The organism is Leifsonia sp. NPDC058248, from assembly GCF_042881905.1.
Taxonomy (GTDB): domain Bacteria; phylum Actinomycetota; class Actinomycetes; order Actinomycetales; family Microbacteriaceae; genus Leifsonia.
This window is the reverse complement of the sequence record NZ_JBHVXB010000024.1, coordinates 1-1,639: the sequence shown is the minus strand read 5'-3', so window position 1 is coordinate 1,639 and position 1,639 is coordinate 1. Positions and strand designations below refer to the sequence as shown.

The window sequence follows — 1,639 nt, the reverse complement described above, 5'->3', positions numbered from 1 at the left end:
GCTCTACAGACGGTTCTACATCGAATCGACATTGAGTCTGGCGGAGACCCGTACGCGGTGAACAGGTGGGATATCAACTGGCAGAGCGGTACCCCGTCTGTGGGCCTCGCTCAGGTAATCGGGCCAACCTTTGATGCCTACGCAGGGCCTTTCCGTAACACGGGCCCCAAGATGTACGGGGTCAGTGTTAATCCCTTGGCCAACATCTATGCCGGGCTCTCCTACGCCACCAAGCGATATGGGGCTAACTGGATGCGGGTTCTTGCCGGAAATACCGGTTACGCATCCGGCACCCTCGCCGCTTCTCCAGGCTTTGCCATGGTCGGTGAGAAGGGGCGGGAACTTGTCCACTTTGGCGGAGGAGAACGCGTCTACAACAACCGAGAAACTGAGGCAATGCTGAGCGGGAAGAAGTACGAAATCCACGTTCACGAGGCTCGAAACGAGCCGACTCCTCAGGCGGTTATGCGGGCCCTTCAAACAGCGGAGGCGCTTTACTCGAACCTGTAAGGAGGGGGCTCTATGCCTATTCCGATTCTCCCGAAGCCGGCACCGCCACAGATCAAGTACCCGGTGCCGCCGACTCCGGTTGAATGGGGCCACACCCGCGTGACGCTCGTCGGTAACTCTGGTCAGGGGGACCCAATCCCCCTGACCGAGTTCGACGGCCCTGAGTGGTCCTCCATCATCATGCAACCGGGGGCCACGGGCCTGGACATGCCTCCCTTTGCCCTGTTCTCCGATGACTCCCCCAACCTTGACGGTTCTATCTACCGTTCTGCTCGGGCCGCTGCCCGCGAGATCATGATTCCGGTCTACCTCCATGGCTATGACCGACCAAGCGTTAACGCGCTAAAGCGAAAACTGTTCCAGGCCCTCAACCCCAAGAGGGGACACTGCCTCATCAAGATTACTGAGGGCGCCAACCGGACCCGTCAGATATCCGCCTATTACAAGGGCGGTATGGAAGGGGCTGAGGGCACTGACACCTCTGGGTTCCGGTGGGCGAAGTACGGACTGACATTCACGGCAATGGACCCTTGGTTCTATCCGGAAAGGGCTCAGTCAACACGCTGGGATTTCGGTGCAGGCGATGCCCTGCTCAGTACCACAACCACCTTCTTTCCGATGCACCTGAGTAGCGGCGTGATGGGTGTCCCTGAGGACAAGATCACCATCAGCAATCCGGGAGACATCGAGGCATGGCCTATATGGGAGCTACGGGGCCCCATCAAATCCTTCTCTTTGAAGGGTCCTACGGGTGCCCTAGTAAAGGCGTCTGCTCCCGCTGACGGCTCTGATCTGGTGCCCACGGGAAGGACTCTCACCATAGACACCCGCCCTGGCCACAAGACGGTGAAGGACGACCAAGGAACCAACTATTGGGGGAACTTGGACACCAACCCTGAGTTCTGGTCGGTCGAGCCAGGTGACACCACAGCCACGGTTTCAGTCGTGGCCGGCACCTCCAATGCGTCCGTGACGCTTTCCTACTACCCGCGCTACGCGTCTTACGTTTAGGAGGAGCATGGGCTATCGAGTGGAGGTCTTTGACCGCAATCTCAAGCGTGTCGGTGAGATCGATGAGTGGATCAGCCTGGACTTCACTGTACCGCTTGCTCAAGAGGGCTCCTGGCAA

Annotated in this window: 2 protein-coding genes; both read left to right on the top strand. The window is 58.9% G+C overall.

Going from position 1 to position 1,639, the window contains the following annotated elements:
• Nucleotides 1-510 (top strand): transglycosylase SLT domain-containing protein (locus ACFVV5_RS19130; protein ID WP_387247285.1); only part of this gene is annotated, 510 nt, incomplete at its 5' end.
• Nucleotides 511-522: 12 nt separating this feature from the next.
• Entirely contained in the window at nucleotides 523-1,521 is a 999-nt protein-coding gene (locus ACFVV5_RS19125; protein WP_387247283.1) for a hypothetical protein, read from the top strand.
• Nucleotides 1,522-1,639: the final 118 nt, after the last annotated feature.

What these genes read in the sequence shown, in the direction of transcription:
- ACFVV5_RS19125 (WP_387247283.1), top strand. Translation starts at nt 523, where the DNA reads ATGCCTATTCCGATTCTCCCGAAGCCGGCACCGCCACAGATCAAGTAC.